Origin of the sequence: Bifidobacterium lemurum (genome assembly GCF_014898175.1) — a bacterium.
In the GTDB taxonomy this organism is placed as follows: domain Bacteria; phylum Actinomycetota; class Actinomycetes; order Actinomycetales; family Bifidobacteriaceae; genus Bifidobacterium; species Bifidobacterium lemurum.
Window position 1 is genome coordinate 1,994,862 of record NZ_CP062948.1, and the last position, 15,906, is coordinate 2,010,767.

At 64.7% G+C, this 15,906-nt stretch carries 11 protein-coding genes; 8 read left to right on the plus strand and 3 right to left on the minus strand.

All coding sequences use genetic code 11. The features are described 5' to 3' along the window. Nucleotides 1-194: 194 nt before the first annotated feature. The gene (gene groL, locus BL8807_RS07675; RefSeq protein ID WP_072726398.1) at nucleotides 195-1,820 is read left to right on the plus strand and encodes a chaperonin GroEL; all 1,626 of its coding nucleotides are present in this window, start codon (nucleotides 195-197) and stop codon (nucleotides 1,818-1,820) included. Nucleotides 1,821-1,970: 150 nt separating this feature from the next. On the opposite strand, the gene BL8807_RS07680 is transcribed toward groL, so the two are convergent. Then, entirely contained in the window at nucleotides 1,971-2,264 is a 294-nt protein-coding gene (locus BL8807_RS07680; RefSeq protein ID WP_072726400.1) for a WXG100 family type VII secretion target, read from the minus strand. A gap of 73 nt (nucleotides 2,265-2,337) precedes the next feature. Here BL8807_RS07680 and BL8807_RS07685 point away from each other — a divergent pair, with 73 nt between their 5' ends. The 5 genes from BL8807_RS07685 to BL8807_RS07705 all read left to right on the plus strand — a co-directional run bounded on the left by BL8807_RS07685 (nucleotide 2,338) and on the right by BL8807_RS07705 (nucleotide 7,949). Next, nucleotides 2,338-3,339: a TPM domain-containing protein gene (locus BL8807_RS07685; RefSeq protein WP_072726402.1), complete on the plus strand. Its 1,002-nt coding sequence runs from the start codon at nucleotides 2,338-2,340 to the stop codon at nucleotides 3,337-3,339. A 4-nt stretch (nucleotides 3,340-3,343) separates the two neighbouring features. Further along, nucleotides 3,344-4,075 (plus strand): response regulator transcription factor, encoded by a 732-nt coding sequence (locus BL8807_RS07690; protein ID WP_072726404.1) that lies wholly within the window; start codon nucleotides 3,344-3,346, stop codon nucleotides 4,073-4,075. Nucleotides 4,076-4,230: 155 nt separating this feature from the next. After that, on the plus strand, nucleotides 4,231-6,018 hold the full coding sequence (locus tag BL8807_RS07695; protein WP_083570254.1) for a HAMP domain-containing sensor histidine kinase: 1,788 nt from the start codon (nucleotides 4,231-4,233) through the stop codon (nucleotides 6,016-6,018). A 51-nt stretch (nucleotides 6,019-6,069) separates the two neighbouring features. Next, nucleotides 6,070-6,459 (plus strand): cold shock domain-containing protein, encoded by a 390-nt coding sequence (locus BL8807_RS07700; RefSeq protein WP_072726406.1) that lies wholly within the window; start codon nucleotides 6,070-6,072, stop codon nucleotides 6,457-6,459. A 5-nt stretch (nucleotides 6,460-6,464) separates the two neighbouring features. Beyond that, entirely contained in the window at nucleotides 6,465-7,949 is a 1,485-nt protein-coding gene (locus tag BL8807_RS07705) for a DUF3027 domain-containing protein (protein ID WP_072726408.1), read from the plus strand. A gap of 228 nt (nucleotides 7,950-8,177) precedes the next feature. Here BL8807_RS07705 and BL8807_RS07710 read toward each other — a convergent pair whose 3' ends face one another. Continuing rightward, nucleotides 8,178-9,149, minus strand: a complete 972-nt coding sequence (locus tag BL8807_RS07710) for a universal stress protein (RefSeq protein WP_370737551.1) — start codon at nucleotides 9,147-9,149, stop codon at nucleotides 8,178-8,180. 148 nt (nucleotides 9,150-9,297) lie between these two features. Here BL8807_RS07710 and BL8807_RS07715 point away from each other — a divergent pair, with 148 nt between their 5' ends. Beyond that, nucleotides 9,298-11,910 carry an ATP-dependent Clp protease ATP-binding subunit gene (locus tag BL8807_RS07715; protein WP_072726413.1) on the plus strand — a complete coding sequence of 871 codons (2,613 nt, stop codon included), beginning with the start codon at nucleotides 9,298-9,300 and terminating at the stop codon, nucleotides 11,908-11,910. Between the two features lie 1,076 nt (nucleotides 11,911-12,986). Here BL8807_RS07715 and BL8807_RS07720 read toward each other — a convergent pair. Next, entirely contained in the window at nucleotides 12,987-14,408 is a 1,422-nt protein-coding gene (locus tag BL8807_RS07720) for a DUF349 domain-containing protein (protein WP_072726415.1), read from the minus strand. Nucleotides 14,409-14,508: 100 nt separating this feature from the next. Between BL8807_RS07720 and hisS the strand changes: the two genes are divergently transcribed. Continuing rightward, nucleotides 14,509-15,894 (plus strand): histidine--tRNA ligase, encoded by a 1,386-nt coding sequence (gene hisS / locus BL8807_RS07725; RefSeq protein WP_072726441.1) that lies wholly within the window; start codon nucleotides 14,509-14,511, stop codon nucleotides 15,892-15,894. Nucleotides 15,895-15,906: the final 12 nt, after the last annotated feature.

Genomic DNA, 15,906 nt, shown 5'->3' on the forward strand with positions numbered 1-15,906 from the left:
CTTTTTCGTATAGGGTTTTCATGCCCTCGGCGCAATCGTCGCGCGCGATGTTGGCACTCGAGGGGTGAGAGTGCTAATCTCCTCAATTAGCACTCGAGGCGTGAGAGTGACAGCCGGTGGCTGACGGCCGGTTGCCGCCCCGCGATTCGTCGGGTGAGAACCAGTCCATCAGCCATTTGGAGGAACAACACACCATGGCAAAGATCATTGCGTATCAAGAGGATGCCCGTCAGGGAATGCTCGCGGGCCTCGACAAGCTCGCCGACACCGTGAAGGTCACGCTGGGACCCAAGGGCCGCAACGTCGTGCTCGACAAGGCCTACGGCGCGCCGACCATCACCAATGACGGCGTCTCCATCGCCAAGGAGATCGATCTGGACGATCCGTTCGAGCGCATCGGCGCCGAGCTGGTCAAGGAAGTCGCCAAGAAGACCGACGACGTCGCCGGCGACGGCACCACCACCGCCACCGTGCTCGCCCAGTCCCTCGTGCATGAGGGCCTGAAGAACGTGGTCGCCGGTTCCAACCCGATCGCGCTGCGCCGCGGCATCGAGAAGGCCACCGAAACCATCGTCAAGGAACTCGTCGCCGCCGCCAAGGACGTCGAGACCAAGGACCAGATCGCCGCCACCGCGACCATCTCCGCCGCCGATCCGGAAGTCGGCGAGAAGATCGCCGAGGCTCTCGACAAGGTCGGCCAGGACGGCGTCGTGACCGTCGAGGACAACAACCGCTTCGGCCTGGACCTCGACTTCACCGAGGGCATGCGCTTCGACAAGGGCTACATCGCCCCCTATTTCGTGACCAACGCCGAGGACCAGACCGCCGTTCTGGACGAGCCCTACATCCTGCTGACCTCCGGCAAGGTGAGCTCCCAGCAGGACATCGTGCACGTGGCCGAGCTGGTCATGAAGTCCGGCAAGCCGCTGCTGATCATCGCCGAGGATGTCGACGGCGAGGCGCTGCCGACCCTGATCCTCAACAACATCCGCGGCACCTTCAAGTCCTGCGCCGTCAAGGCTCCGGGCTTCGGCGACCGCCGCAAGGCCATGCTGCAGGATATGGCCATCCTGACCGGCGCCCAGGTGGTGTCCGACGAGCTGGGCCTGAAGCTCGACTCCGTCGACATCTCCGTGCTCGGCTCCGCCAAGAAGGTCATCGTCTCCAAGGATGAGACCACCATCGTCTCCGGCGCCGGCTCCACCGAGGATGTCGCCGCCCGCGTGGCCCAGATCCGCGCCGAGATCGAGAACACCGACTCCGACTACGACCGCGAGAAGCTGCAGGAGCGTCTGGCCAAGCTGGCCGGCGGCGTGGCCGTCATCAAGGTCGGCGCCGCCACCGAGGTGGAGGCCAAGGAACGCAAGCACCGCATCGAGGATGCCGTGCGCAACGCCAAGGCCGCCATCGAGGAAGGCCTGCTGCCCGGCGGTGGCGTGGCCCTCGTCCAGGCCGCCAAGAAGGCCGAGTCCGATGTCGCCGTCACCTCGCTGACCGGCGAGGAGGCCACCGGCGCCGCCATCGTGTTCCGCGCCGTCGAGGCCCCGATCAAGCAGATCGCCGAGAACTCCGGCGTCTCCGGCGACGTGGTGTTCAACAAGGTGCGCGAGCTGCCCGAGGGCACCGGCTTCAATGCCGCCACCAACGAGTACGAGGACCTGCTGGCCGCCGGCGTCGCCGACCCGGTCAAGGTGACCCGTTCCGCCCTGCAGAACGCCGCCTCCATCGCCGGCCTGTTCCTGACCACCGAGGCCGTGGTGGCCAACAAGCCGGAACCGCCGGCGGCCGCCGCCGCTCCGGGCGCCGACATGGGCTACTAAACCCGCGCCCCTCGCGCCGCACGCTGAACGCGCGGTGCGGGTGATTCGCATGACGAGGCCCGCCTCCTTTCTCGGGGAGGCGGGCCTCGCCGTATCCGAACGGATGTTCGCCGACGGGCGGCCTCTTGCATGGGGCCGCCCGGACGCGGGTCATCCGGTTGTGAACAGGCGTGATGCCTGGGTCTCCGCGTCGGCGTACACGGCGGAGGCCTGGGTGAGCGCGCGTTGGATGGATTCCAGAGAGGCTTCCATCTGCTGCTGCGCGGCACGCCATTGCGCCGCCACGGTGGTGAACTGCGTGGCGGCCGAGCCCCGCCAGACATTCTGCAGCTCGTTGAGATTGGCGTACATGCCGCCAACCGCCTGCCTGATCTGCGAGATCGAGGCGTACACCGCGGCCGACGAGGATTGGATGCGTTCCGAATCCACCTGATACTGGGGCATGACTGCTCCTTTCCGTGCCAAAAGGCGTTTCCGACGGCCGGCGTTGGCATCACCGGCCGCTAATGTGGAGCGTATGACGAAAACGATTCGCACGGTGGAAAAAACGACCATGGTGGTTCCAGCCTCGCCCTTCGGCGTGTCCTTTCGGGGTCGCGAGGGCATGAAATGGCTGTATGCCGCCGTTTGCGCGCTGTTGGCGGCGGTGCTGTGCATGTGGATAACTCCCGGCGTCTTCGCCGACGACGCGACGGACACCGTGGACGACAGCCAGAACAGCGGCATCACGGTCACGGAGAACATCACGGATACCGGGAACCTTTTGGGCTCGCATGTGGCCGAGGTCACCGACGCCATCGATCAGGTCAAGGAGACCACGGGCGTGACGGTGCGACTGATGTACCTGTCGAGCTTCAACAGCGAGGAGGATCCCGCCACCTGGGCCGGCGATGTGCTGGAATACCTCGATCCGGACCCCAATACGGTGATGCTGGCCGTCGCCTCCAACGACGGCAATCTGGTGGTGGCGGTGTCGTCCAACTCCGAGGAATGGCTGAAAAGCCAGACCGCCGTGGACGCGTTGTCGGACGCCGCGCAGCAGCCGCTGATGGAAAGCACGCCCAATTGGTCGCAATCGGCCATCGCCATGATGGATGAGATCACCGTGTTGCATACCAGCAAAGCCAATGAGCCGATCGTGCTCGGCGTGGCCATCGCCGTCGGCGTGGTGGCGGTGCTGGTGGTTGCGGCCGTGGTCGTCGCGCTGATCCGTCGCCGCAATCCGAAGCGGCGCCGCCATTCCGCGAAGCGGCGCCGCCATTCCGCGAAACGGCATCGGGGCCGCGGGCGTGACGAACGGGATGAACGCGACGAAGCGGACGATTCGCAAGAGCGGTCCGACGCATCCGAAGAGGCCGATGAAACCGCCGGTTCCGAAGAGTCCATAAGTGCCTCCGTCGACGAATCCGAAGACGATTCCACACCCTCGTCCGGCGGCGCGTGGGCGGACGACGAGGCGGAAGATACGGAACTTCAAGACGGCATTCAGGAAACGTTCAGTCGGACGGACCACTCTTGAATCCATGAGCAAGCCTATTGAAGCATCGATTGTAGTTGTCGACGACGAGCCCTCCATCCGCGAACTGCTGGTGGCCTCCCTGCATTTCGCGGGATTCGAGGTGAGCACCGCCGCCTCCGGCTCCCAAGCCATCGAGGTGATAGAGAAGGTCCAGCCCGACCTGATCGTGCTCGATGTGATGCTCCCGGACATCGACGGTTTCACCGTGACCCGCCGCATCCGCCAGGAGGGCATCGACGCGCCCGTGCTGTTCCTCACCGCGCGCGACGACACCCAGGACAAGGTGATGGGACTGACCGTCGGCGGCGACGACTACGTCACCAAGCCGTTCAGCCTTGAGGAGGTCGTGGCCCGCATACGTGCCATCCTGCGCCGCACCCGCGAGCAGATCGAGGACGATCCGATCATCCGCGTGGCCGACCTGGAGATCAACGAGGATTCGCACGACGTGACCCGCGCCGGCCAGCCCGTGGACCTGAGCCCCACCGAATACAAGCTGCTGCGCTATCTGATGGACAACGAGGGCCGCGTGCTCTCCAAAGCGCAGATCCTCGACCACGTGTGGCAGTACGACTGGGGCGGGGATGCGGCCATCGTCGAAAGCTACATCTCCTACCTGCGCAAGAAGGTCGACGGCGTGGAGTTCACCGACGAGAACGGCGAGACCCGCAAGGTGACCCCGCTGATCGAAACCAAGCGCGGCATCGGCTATATGATCCGCGAACCCAAGGGCTAAGGCGAGACACAGTGACGACGCCGCAGCAGCAGCCTTCGACGGACGACGCGACCAAGCAGCGGCCGCACACGCCCAACTGGTTCCAGCGTTTGTTCATCGGCCATTTCGACCGGGTCTCGCTGAGCACCAAGCTTGTGGTGTGCACGGTGGTGGTGATGCTGGTCGGCATCTCCGTCATCACCCTGTCGATCCGCACGCTGGTCGGCAGCTACGTGCTGGAACGCACCGACCGGCAGCTGGTGCAGCAGCGCGATCTGGTGTTCCGCAACATCGATCTGCTCAGCCAATCCAGCAGCGGCACCAGCGGTCTGAACTCGTATTTCCTGCAGATCCAATACACCGACGGCACCGTGGACGACAACGGCAACGCCAAAACGGTGATCGCGCTGCTGCCGCGCCTGAAAGACGACATCGTCTCCATGCCGTCCCTGCCGGCCAACGGCGACACCTCCGGCATCACGCTCGGAGAGCCGTTCACCACCTCGGCGATCGTGCAGCGCATCGTCTTCCCCGGCACGGATGAGGACGAATCCGACGGCGAGACGGACGGCACCGGAAGCTCCAACCTGCTGACCAGCGCCCTCGGATCCGTGGACCGATCCACCCTCAACGCCGCCAGAGCCCCCTGGCGCGTGCTGGCCATGCAGTGGGTGGAGAACAACCAGGTGCGCGGCATCGTCTACATCGGCCTGTCCTTAAGCGACCAGATCGACACGATGAACACGCTCACCCGCTACTGCGTGATCGTCGGCATCGCGGTGATGCTGCTCGGCGGATCCATCGCCACACTGGTGATGCAGCGCACGATGGCCCCCCTGAAACGCATCGAGAAAACCGCCGCGAAAATCGCCGCCGGCGATTTAAGCCAGCGCGTGCCCGAAGCTCCGGAAAACACGGAGGTCGGTTCGCTCTCCGCCTCGCTGAACACCATGCTCACCCGCATCGAGTCCAGCTTCCGCGAGCAGGAGGAGACGACGGCGAAGATGAAACGCTTCGTCTCAGACGCCAGCCACGAGCTGCGCACCCCGCTGGCCGCCATCCACGGCTACGCCGAGCTGTACACCATGCAGCGCGACCTGCCGGGCGCTCTGGAACGCGCCGACGAATCCATCAGCCATATCGAAAAATCCAGCGCGCGCATGACCGTGCTCGTCGAGGACCTGCTGTCGCTGGCCCGCCTCGACGAGGGCCGCGGCATCGACGTGACCGGCACGGTGAACCTCACCTCCGTGGTGGGCGATGCCACCGACGATCTGCACGCCCTCGACCCCGAACGCGGCATCAGCCTCGGCACGCTGCGATTGGACACGACGGGCGCGTCTGGCGAGCCCGGCGCGTCGGGTGCCACGCCGTCCGCCGCGCCGGGCGCTCGACTGGTGTTCACCGAAGACGCGCCACCCCAGGTGATGGTGCCGGGAGACGCCTCCCGACTGCGTCAGGTCGTCACCAACATCGTGGGCAACATCCACCGTTACACGCCCGCCGACTCCCCGGCCGAAGCGGGAGTGGGCGTGATCGCGGCCGCCATCGACCCGATCCAGCTGTCCAGGCTGCCCTCCGACGACCAGTCGCTGCGGCGATTCATCGAAGCCGCTGAGGTGGCCGACTCCATGCCCGTCGGATACCGGTACGCCGTGATCCGTTTCTCCGACCATGGGCCGGGCGTGCCGGAGGAGTCGCGCGCGCAGATCTTCGAACGCTTCTACACCGCCGACCCCTCGCGCGCCCGCGACAAGGGCGGCACCGGTTTGGGCCTGGCCATCGCGCAGTCGGTGGTCAAGGCGCACCGCGGCTTCATCTGCGCCACGGCCACCCCCGGCGGCGGTCTGACCTTCACCGTGGTGCTGCCCATCGAACAGGTGCCGCCGAGCGCCGCCGTGACCTCCGCCGCGGCCGCCTCGGTTCGCCCAAAGCGTCGACGTGGCGCCGGTCAGGAGATGTGAGGTAGAATAGCCTGTCGGTTCTATTCGCATCGAGATAAGAGAGGTCTGGACATGCCCACCGGTCGAGTTCGTTGGTTCGACGCAGCCAAAGGTTATGGCTTCATCACCAGTGAGGAAGGCAAGGATGTGTTCCTGCCGGCGACCGCTTTGCCCGCCGGCGTCACCACGTTGCGCAAGGGCGCCAAGGTGGAGTATTCCGTTGTGGAGGGCCGCCGCGGGCCGCAGGTGATGGGACTGACGCTGGTGGCGTCCGCCCCCTCGCTGGTCAAGGCCACGCGCCCCAAGCCCGACGATATGGCCGCGATCTGCGAGGACCTGATCAAACTGTTGGACGACGCCGGCAACACGCTGCGCCGCCACCATTACCCCAACGCCCAGGAAAGCAAGAAGCTGGCCACGCTGCTGCGCGCCGTGGCGGATAACTTCGACGTACAGGACTGAAACGTATGACCGATACCGCACTCGACCCCCAGGACATCGCGCGGGCGGTGGCCATCGAAGTCGCCGACGAGCCCGAGCATGTGGGCGGCTTCGTCACCGCCGTGCCGCTGGATGACCACGTCACCGACTATCGATTCCAGTCGAACGTTCGCGGGTATGAGGGCTGGCAGTGGTCGGTCACGCTGTACCACGACGAGGAACTCGACAACTGGACCGTGAACGAATCCTCGCTGGTGCCCACCGATCAGGCGCTGATGCCGCCGGCGTGGATCCCGTGGAAGGACCGTTTGGAACCCACCGATCTGTCTCCGACGGATGCGATCGGCACCGAGCCCGACGATCCGCGTCTGGAGGCGGGGGTCGTCGAATCCGAGGCTGACGCCGCCGGGGGCGACGTCGTCTCCGACGGGACCGCCGGTGCCGGCGGTGAGGCCGCCGAATCCGGCGATGCGTCCGCGAACGGGGGTGACGGATCCTTCCGTGCGACGGAACCGGCTGCCGGGGGAGAGTCCGCGGATGGGGTCGAGCCTTCGGGCGATGCCGAATCCATGGGTGGGCCTGCCGAGGTCGCGGGTGAATCCGTGACCGAGCCCGGGGACGGGGTCGACGCTGGCTCCGCTGGTGAGACTGGCGCCGCGGATGGAGCCGAGGCCGTCACCTCGCCCGAGGATGTGGCCGAGGCCGTCGAGGCGTTCGAACTGTCGCGCCGCCGTGTGCTCACCCCGTTGGGACGCGCCCAGACGGCGAAGCGCTGGTATGAGGGGCCGCGCGGTCCCAAGTCGCTTTCGACCAAAACCGCCGGCGGCAACCTGTGCTCCACATGCGGTTTCTTCGTGCCGTTGCAGGGCGAGCTGAACCTGATGTTCGGCGTGTGCGCCAACAAGTGGAGTCCGGATGACGGGCGCGTGGTCTCGCTCGATCACGGTTGCGGCGAGCATTCCGAAATCGGTCCCCCCGAGCCGGGGCGTTTGTGGGTGCAGTCCAAGCCCGCCTACGATGATCTGCATATCGACGTGGTGGCCCAAGCGCCGCGCGAGGAGCGCGTGCAGGTTGAACTCATCGAGGAGGAGCTGGACGAGGAGGCCGCCGAGGCCACCGAAGCGGACATCGAGGAGCAGGCCGTGCCCGCCTCCGCCGTGGAGGATGAGGATTCGGCCGAGCCGAACGCCGACGAGCCGGCCGTGGAGGCCGTTATCGATCTGGCTGAAAACGACTCCGATGAAACCGACGATTCCGGTGAGTCGGATGAACCCGATGGTGCCGATGGCTCCGGCGAGCCGGAAGAATCCGATGGCGCCGATGGAGTCGATGAAGCTGAGGCCTCCGGCGAGGCCGGCGATTCCGAAGACCCCGGTGAATCGGAGAACTCCGAAGGCGCCGATGGAAACGATGAAGCCGACGATGCTGACGCGTCTGATGAGTCGGAGGAATCCGAGTCTGAAACCGCCACCGAAACCGAAGACGAGACGGCTATTCCGGCGTCATCCTGAGCCGAGACGTCATGGTCTTTCCTTCGCCGTCATTCTGTGGAGATGCTTCGACTTCGTTGCACTCCGCTCAGCATGACGATGAAAGTTGTCCCTGAGCGGAGGGCGTGGTCGAGGCACAAGGATCTCGTGCGCATTAACCTAGGGCTTCGCTCAGAATCGCAAAAGCCGACGCCCTCCACTCGCGGGTAACGAGGGAGGGCGTCGGCTTTGTTCGGAGCGTCGCGGCCGTCAGTGGACGACGGTGACGGTGCATTCGGCGAAGTTCACGATCTGCTTGGACACCGATCCCAGGAAATGGGCGTCCAAGCCGGACAGGCCGCGCGAGCCGACGATCAGATGGCTCGCATAACGCGATGCCGCGATCAAGCCTTTGGAGGCCGGAATATGGAAGGCGTTCGTGGTGACCCGCACATCGGCGGGAATCTCGGTCTGCTCCACCATCTGCGCGAGAATCTCCTCGGCGCGGCGCTGACCGGCCTCGACCGGCGCGACCGCGTTCTCATAGCCGGGAACCGTGCCCAGATCCTTCAACTGCCAGCAGAACATGACGTTCAACGGCGCGTGATGCAGATGCGCCTCATTGGCCGCGAAACGCAACGCGTGACGCGAGGTGGGCGAACCATCCACCCCCGCCACCACGGGACGCACGCCCTCGACCGGCGGCCGCTGGGGCTGCACGTGACGCACGGTCACATCGGTGGGAGTCAGCGCGTTGGCGATCTCATCCTGCACGGAGGCGTCCTCGTCGTCCATGATGCGCACCACCGTCACCGGAACCTGCGCCTCCTGGGCGAGCGAGGCCGAAAGCGAACCCATGAACCAGCGCATCACACGGCCCAGCGAGCGGCGGCCAACCACGATCTGCTGGGCGTTCGCGCCGATCTGCAGCAGCGCCGACGTGCCCGATGCCTTCACCGACGTGAGCTTAAGGTTCTCCGGGTCGAAATCGATGCCGGCGGAGGCCTTGTCGACCCACTCACGCAGCTCGGAGGCGATCTCATGGCGCAGATTGGCCCACGCCTCGTCGCTGTCCGGCTCCGAACCCATATCCCACGAATGCGTCCAGCCGAACACGGCGTTGACCTTCTGTCCGGACAGGCCGGCCTCCTTCAGCGCCCATTTCAGCGCCGCGAAGGACTCGTCGGATCCGTCCACACCGACGACGATGTCGGCCATGGCGTTGGTTAGCTCAGTCATCATGCCCTCCCTAGAACACGTCATTTATCCCAAGCATAACGTTCCTTGGGCCCACTTCTTTGCGTTGTCAGCGCAATTCGTGGAATACCGGGAAGAAACGTCACCGCGAATCGGTAGAGTAAGACGGAATGTCATTTGAGGAAGGACAAGCATGTTCGAACGGTTTACCGACCGTGCACGGCGCGTGATCGTGTTGGCGCAGGAGGAGGCCCGCACTCTCCAGCACAACTACATCGGCACCGAACACCTGCTGCTCGGCCTGATCCGCGAGGGCGAAGGCGTGGCCGCCAAGGCGCTCGCCTCCAAGGGCGTGGATCTCGAAGCCACCCGCAAGCAGGTCGAGGAGATGATCGGCAAAGGCAGTGCCACGCAGAACGGGCACATCCCCTTCACGCCGCACGCCAAGCAGGTGCTCGAGTTCTCGCTGCGCGAGGCGCTGCAGTTGGGGCACAGCTACATCGGCACCGAACACATCCTGCTCGGCCTGATCCGCGAGGGCGAAGGCGTCGGCACGCAGGTGCTCATCAAAATGGACGTCGATCTGGGCGAGCTCAGAAGCGCCACCATCGACCTGATCCGCGGCAACTCCGGCAACGGATCGGACGGCAAGGGCGAACTCGCGAACGCGGGCGGCGTGGCCGACAAAAACAACAAAACCGGTTCCGCGATCCTCGACCAGTTCGGTCGCAATCTGACGGCGGAGGCCGCCGAAGGCAAGCTGGACCCGGTGATCGGGCGCACCAACGAGATCGAACGCGTGATGGTGGTGCTCTCCCGCCGCACCAAGAACAATCCGGTGCTGATCGGCGAGCCCGGCGTGGGCAAAACCGCCGTGGTCGAAGGTCTCGCGCAGAAGATCCAGTCGGGCGACGTGCCGGAGACGCTGAAGGGCAAGCAGGTCTACTCGCTGGACCTCGGCTCCATGGTGGCCGGCTCGCGCTACCGCGGCGACTTCGAGGAGCGCCTGAAGAAGGTCTTGAAGGAGATCAAAACGCGCGGCGACATCGTGCTGTTCATCGACGAGATTCACACCATCGTGGGCGCGGGTTCCGCGGACGGCGCGCTGGGCGCCTCCGACATGCTCAAGCCCATGCTGGCGCGCGGCGAACTCCAGACCATCGGCGCCACCACCACCGACGAGTACCGCAAGTACATCGAGAAGGACGCGGCGCTGGAGCGTCGATTCCAGCCCATCCAGGTGCAGGAGCCGACCATCGCCGAAACCATCGAGATCCTTAAGGGTCTGCGCTCGCGCTACGAGAACCACCATCACGTGACCATCACGGACGGCGCGATCCAGTCCGCCGCGGAACTCTCGTCGCGTTACATCCAGGACCGCAACCTGCCGGACAAGGCCATCGACCTGATCGACGAGGCCGGCGCGCGCCTGCGCATCAAGCGTCTGACCGCCCCGCCCGAGCTCAAGGAACTCGACGACAAGGTGGCCAAGCTCTCCAAAGACAAGGACGAGGCCATCAAGAACCAGGACTTCGAGAAGGCCGCCGAACTTCGCGACAGCCAGGAGAAGCTGGAGCAGGAGCGCAAGGAGAAGGAGAACGCCTGGCGCGAAGGCGAATCCGACGTCAAGATGGTCGTGGACGAGGATGTGATCGCCGAGGTGATCTCCGCCACCACGGGCATCCCGGTGTTCAAGCTCACCCAGGCCGAGTCCAAGAAGCTGCTCGGCATGGAGGCGGAGCTGCACAAGCGCATCATCGGCCAGGACGAGGCCGTGAGCGCTCTGAGCCGCTCGATCCGCCGCACCCGCGTGGGATTGAAGGACCCGAAGCGCCCCTCCGGCTCGTTCATCTTCGCCGGCCCCACCGGCGTGGGCAAAACCGAACTGGCCAAGACGCTCGCCGAATTCCTGTTCGACGACGAGGACGCGCTGATCCGCGTCGACATGTCGGAGTTCTCCGAGAAGTACGCGGCCTCGCGACTCTTCGGCGCGCCTCCGGGATACGTGGGATACGAGGAGGGCGGCGAGCTCACCGAGAAGGTGCGTCGCAAGCCGTTCTCCGTGGTGCTGTTCGACGAGATCGAAAAGGCGCATCCCGACATCTTCAACACGCTGCTGCAGGTGCTGGACGACGGCCATTTGACCGACGGCCAGGGACGCAAGGTGGACTTCAAGAACACCATCATCATCCTGACCACTAACCTGGGCACGCGCGACATCGCGAAGGCCGCCAACACGGGCTTCAATCTGGGCGCGAACACCGAGTCGAGCTACCAGCGCATGAAGGATCAGGTCTCCAGCGAACTCAAGCAGCAGTTCCGCCCCGAGTTCCTCAACCGCCTGGACGACATCATCGTGTTCAAGCAGCTCACCGAGCCCGAGGTGCGCCAGATCGTGGATCTGGACGTCAAGCAGCTCAACGACCGCCTGTTCGACCGCCACATGTCGCTGGAACTGACCACCGGCGCCAAGGACCTGCTTGCGCAGAAGGGCTTCGACCCGCTGCTCGGCGCGCGTCCGCTGCGCCGCGTGATCCAGCGCGACATCGAGGACGCCATCTCGGAGAAGATCCTCATGGGCGAGCTGCAGGACGGCCAGCGCGTGCTGGTCGATGCGGAAGGCGAAGGCATCCTCGGCGAGTTCGTCTTCAAGGGCGAGGCCTTTGAAGACGCGGCCCCGGCGGACGCTGCCGCCGATGACGGTGCCGCCGCTGACGAGGCAGGGGAGACCGCTCCGTCCGAACTCGTCGGCGCCTCCGCGACCAACGAATCCACCGAAGGCGATTCCGCCCCGGCGCAGGAGTAACGCTTCGACGCGATACGTTTGTTACGTACGTTGATTGAGGGCGTTCCGTCCACATGTTTTGTGGACGGAACGCCCTCTTGTCATAGGCGACGGTGGATTTCGTGGTATATTCATGCCTGTCAACGCCCCGTTTGACACCCTTACTTTGGTGACATATGAGGCGTTGACATTCGCTTAAGAGGATGTCGTATCGATGTTCGGCATCGTCCCGCCACATGTGTGCTACGGTTGTGGCAGACAACACACGTTTGACACCTTTAGGTGACATACGAGGCGTTGTCATCTACTTGGGACAGGGAGTCCCCGTGAAGACTTGAAATAACAGCCGAAGCTCGCGGGATTGGCTCCCTGTTCCCATATCGCTGTGCCGACGGAATCCCTGCATCCAGTTGTTCATGGTCGGTGAGCCAGCCCGCTGAACCGGTCGGAATCGATGTTTTCGATATCCGCGTGCTGCTATGCCGATGCGCGCGAGTTCCTGTTGTCTGAGTTCCATATCTACCGGGCGGTCTCAATCAGTTTGATGACCGCGATCAGCTACCGGGCGGAAGTAGATTGTTCGGGCGGTTGATTCGGGCATCGGGCGGTTCCATTATCTCTTGGGCGGTTACGGATGGTTTCGGGCGGTTTCAAATGGTTTCGGGCGGTTGCCGGATTGGGGATTCCTCGTTGCCTGATCATTTATCGAAATTAAGAATGGCGGAATTTCAATGTTTTTGATTCTTGCTGCGAATAGACGGCAGGGGATGGTCGTAAACGGCAACCGCCCGTAGCCATCCGTAACCGCCCGAAGGGTGACGTAGCCGCCCGTAGCTATTCGTAACCGCCCAAGGGAAGCCGTAGCCGCCCGAAGCCATCCGCAGCCGCCCGAAGGGATGAAGCAGCCGCCCGTAGCCATCCGTAAGCCTGATGGACGACTGATCAGCCGTATGCGAATGCGAGGCTACGCGAGGTACCTGTCAAAGACTGCGAGATATGCTCGTTGCGGTTCATGGCTTTCCTTACATCAATGAGGGCCGGCATTCCACACACGGGTGAATGCCGGCCCTCATCGGTTGACGCAACGGAGATGGCGACTACTTGATGGCGTTGAGCCACTGCTCCTTGGTGGCCTTTTCGGCCTCGAGCTTGGCCTTCTTCTTCTCGTCGGTCTCGGCGGCGATCTTCTCGTCCAGCTCGGCGAGCTGTGCGGTCAGCTGCACCTCGAAGCTGGACTTGCGGGCGTCGGCCTCCGGATCGGCCTGCTTCCAGGCGGCGTCCTCAACGGCCTTGATCTGCTTGTCGACCGCGTCGAGACGGTTCTCGATGCGGCGCATGTCGTCGCGCGGCACGTATCCGATCTGGTCCCACTCCTCCTGGATCGCGGCGAGGGCCTGACGCGCCTGCTTGGCGGCCTTCTCATCGGCCACCGGCACCAGCGCCTCGGCCTTGACCAGCAGGGCCTCCTTCTTGGCGAGGTTCTCCTTTTCGGAGGACGAGATCTGGTCGCGGTCGGCCTGACGGGCGTTGAAGAACGCGTCGGCGGCCTCGCGGAACTGCGCCCACAGGGCGTCGTCCTCGTTGCGGCCGGCGCGACCGGCCTTCTTCCAACGGTCCATCAGATCGTTGAACTTGCGGGAGGTCTCGCCCCAAGCGGTGGAATCCTTCAGCTCGTTCGCCTCGGCGATGATCGCCTCCTTGACGTCCTTGGCCTGGTTGCGCTCGTTGTCGCGCGCCTGGGCCCACTTGCGACGGGCCTGGTTGAAGGTGGTGCGGGCGGAGGAGAAACGCTTCCACAGCGCGTCGGCGTCGGCCTTGTCGATGCGGACGGTGGAACGCTGATGCTGCTGCCATTCGTCGAACAGGGCGCGGAACTTGTCGGCGGTGGAACGCCAGTTGGTGTTGTCGCCCAGAGACGCTGCCAGCTCTTCGGCCTTCTCGACGATCTTCGTACGCTCCTCGACGGCCTTGGCCACCGCGGCCTTGCGCGCCTTGGCGATTTCGGTCTTCTTGGCTTCGGCCGTGGCCTGCAGCTCCTGGAACTGGGCCTTCAGCGCGGCGATGTCGCCCACGACGGCCGGCTCGGCGGTCTCCTCGGCCAGCGTCTTGAGCGAATCGTCGATCTCACGGGTCTTGACGTTCGGGGAGTTCAGACGGGTCGCCAGCAGGTCGAGCTTGGCCTTCAGATCCAGGAAGCGGCGGGCGTACAGCGCCAGCGCCTCCTCCTTGGATGCGTCGGGGAACTGGCCCACCTCGCGTTCGGTCTCGCCCTCCTTGACGAAGACGGTGCCGTTGTCGTCCACGCGACCGAAAGCCTCGGCCTCCTTCACCTGCGCGTCGGTGTACGTGCCGGTGGCCGGAGCGGCGACATGCGCCACCGCGGCCGGCTTCTTCGCGAAGGCGGCGGGGGAGGGCGCGTGCGGCTTGGGCATGGCGGCGGGCGTCGGCACGGCGGGCGACGTTGCCTGCTCGGCGGTCTCAGTGGTGTTCTCGGTTTCGGTGACGTTCTCGTCGGCCATGGGGTCAGCTCCTTTAAGGCTTGAGCGGTGTGTGCGGCTGCGAATCGCATCATGGGAAAGCCGTGATGTTTTCCGTAACCTCACCTATTATATTGATACCGTGGCTAAAGGTGCATCAATATCAGGATTTCCAGAGTGGCTCCCCTCTGAACGCGTAGTGGAGCAGCGTGTTATCGACACGCTTCGTGAGGTTTTCGAACTCAACGGATTCGTAGGAATCGAGACGAGAGCCGTGGAAACAGGCGCAAGTCTGCTCAAAAAAGGCGAGACCAGCAAGGAGATCTATCTGCTGAGCCGTCTGCAGGAGGTCGGCCACGAATCCGACACTCCGGTGGAAGAGCGATTGGGGCTGCATTTCGATCTGACCGTGCCGCTGAGCCGGTATGTGGTCGAGAATTCCGGCGCGCTCGCCTTCCCGTTCAAGCGTTGGCAGATCCAGAAGGTGTGGCGCGGCGAACGCCCGCAGGAGGGACGCTTCCGCGAATTCGTGCAGGCCGATATCGACGTGATCGGCAACGGCGACCTGCCCGACCATTACGAGGTGGAACTGCCGCTGGTGATGGTCGCCGCGCTGGAGCGCCTGCGCGAGTACGGCCTGCCCAAGGCGACCGTGCATGCGAACAACCGCAAGCTCTCCGAAGGTTTCTACCGCGGATTGGGACTGACGGACGTCGAAGGCGTGCTGCGCGAGATCGACAAGCTCGACAAGATCGGCGCCGACGAGGTGGCCAAGCTGCTCGTCAGCGAATGCGGCGCGAACGAGGACCAGGCGCGCGCCTGCCTCGAACTCGCCTCCCTCACCGCGGCCGACGGCACGGAACTCGCCGAACGCTTCGACGCGCTCGCCGCGGCCCACGGCATCACCTCCGAAGGCGAGACGGCGGAATCGTACGCGCTGGCCAAGCAGGGACTCGACACGCTCGCCATGATCGTGGACGAAGCCGCCGCCATCCGCCCGGGCTCCGTGATCGCGGACCTGAAAATCGCCCGCGGACTCGACTACTACACCGGCTCCGTCTACGAGACCTTCCTCGACGGCGCGGCCTCGCTCGGCTCGATCTGCTCGGGCGGCCGCTACGACAACCTCGCCTCGCAGGGCAATAAGAAGTACCCCGGCGTGGGCCTGTCCATCGGCCTGTCTCGACTCGTGTCGTACATGCTGCACACCGCCGGCGCGCACGCCAGCCGCGTCTCCCCGGCCGTGGTGATGGTGGCCGTGTGGAGCGAGGACGAGCGCGCGGCGTCCAACCGCATCGCCAACACGCTGCGTTCGCGCGGCATCGCGGCCGATGTGGCGCCCACCGCGGCCAAACTCGGCAAGCAGATCAAATACGCCGACAAGCTCGGCATCCCCTACGTGTGGTTCCCCGGACAGGAGGGCGCGGGCGACGAGGTGAAGAACATCGTCTCCGGCGACCAGCTCGAGGCCGACGCCACGTCGTGGGAGCCGGATACTGTTAATGCCCGGCAAACCGTTGTAATGTAACAACTTTTCGTC

Excerpts from the sequence above, each read along its gene's own strand:
- groL (WP_072726398.1), top strand. The coding sequence starts at position 195 with ATGGCAAAGATCATTGCGTATCAAGAGGATGCCCGTCAGGGAATGCTC.
- BL8807_RS07710 (WP_370737551.1), bottom strand. The coding sequence starts at position 9,149 with ATGATGACTGAGCTAACCAACGCCATGGCCGACATCGTCGTCGGTGTG.
- BL8807_RS07720 (WP_072726415.1), bottom strand. The coding sequence starts at position 14,408 with ATGGCCGACGAGAACGTCACCGAAACCGAGAACACCACTGAGACCGCC.
- BL8807_RS07680 (WP_072726400.1), bottom strand. The coding sequence starts at position 2,264 with ATGCCCCAGTATCAGGTGGATTCGGAACGCATCCAATCCTCGTCGGCC.
- BL8807_RS07715 (WP_072726413.1), top strand. The coding sequence starts at position 9,298 with ATGTTCGAACGGTTTACCGACCGTGCACGGCGCGTGATCGTGTTGGCG.
- BL8807_RS07685 (WP_072726402.1), top strand. The coding sequence starts at position 2,338 with ATGACGAAAACGATTCGCACGGTGGAAAAAACGACCATGGTGGTTCCA.
- BL8807_RS07700 (WP_072726406.1), top strand. The coding sequence starts at position 6,070 with ATGCCCACCGGTCGAGTTCGTTGGTTCGACGCAGCCAAAGGTTATGGC.
- BL8807_RS07695 (WP_083570254.1), top strand. The coding sequence starts at position 4,231 with ATGCTGGTCGGCATCTCCGTCATCACCCTGTCGATCCGCACGCTGGTC.
- BL8807_RS07690 (WP_072726404.1), top strand. The coding sequence starts at position 3,344 with ATGAGCAAGCCTATTGAAGCATCGATTGTAGTTGTCGACGACGAGCCC.
- BL8807_RS07705 (WP_072726408.1), top strand. The coding sequence starts at position 6,465 with ATGACCGATACCGCACTCGACCCCCAGGACATCGCGCGGGCGGTGGCC.